Genomic DNA, 797 nt, shown 5'->3' with positions numbered 1-797 from the left:
CCCATAAAGAAGCCAAAAGACCATAAGCTTTAATGATGTAACCTTGACTATAATTTTACGATAGGACAAACCACCCACAATCGTTCCAACAGCCATGAGAGAAAAAAGTGAACTCACAAATCTTTCCTCTCCCCCCACAGACAGAACAAAAGCTGGAATTAAAAATCTTAAAATTGCCCCCGTAAAGAGAATAGCAAATGCCGAGCCAACGAGCGTAATAAATAAATGTTTATTTTCAGTCGAAATATATTGAAGATAGGAAGCGGTTTCGCGATAAATTTTTATAAAATTGAATGATTTATTCTCACTTGAGTTTAAATTCACAAGATTAAGTAACACGATAATAGAGACAAAATAAGTAAAAAGATCAAAAATAAGAACTGCCGATTTATCGGCGAAAAGAAGCAATAGGGAACAAACTAAAGGACCAATGACGGATGCCGTTTCGTCTATAATTTGTGAAATGCTATTTGCCTTAGTCAGATCCTTTCTTGCAAACATTTTCGGGATAGCCGCTTGAAAACTTGGTTGAAAAATACTTCTTCCTATTGTTGTACCTATTGCTGCAAAAATAAGCACAATAACATGAGCCGTCCCTGTTATCGTAGTTATCAAAACGAATAATGAGGCGAATAATCTCACCAATTCACTTAAGATCATATTTTTCTTCAAAGAAAAATTATCCGCTAACCAACCGCCTATAGGTCCAAAAAAGAGAAAAGGGATAAAGCGAAAAAAATACACAAGACCTGTAAAAAAGGCGTTATCTGTTAATTCTAAGACAAGTAAAATAAAAA

1 protein-coding gene is annotated in these 797 nt (G+C 34.5%); it reads right to left on the bottom strand.

All coding sequences use genetic code 11. The features are described 5' to 3' along the window. Nucleotides 1–797, bottom strand: a 797-nt coding sequence (locus PVV57_RS10400; RefSeq protein ID WP_273784061.1) for an MFS transporter, incomplete at both ends; no start/stop codon positions are given.

Source organism: Bartonella sp. AU15XJBT, from assembly GCF_028618615.1.
GTDB lineage: Bacteria > Pseudomonadota > Alphaproteobacteria > Rhizobiales > Rhizobiaceae > Bartonella.
The sequence above is the reverse complement of the archived record's forward strand: the minus strand, read 5'-3'. Positions and strand labels throughout refer to the sequence as shown.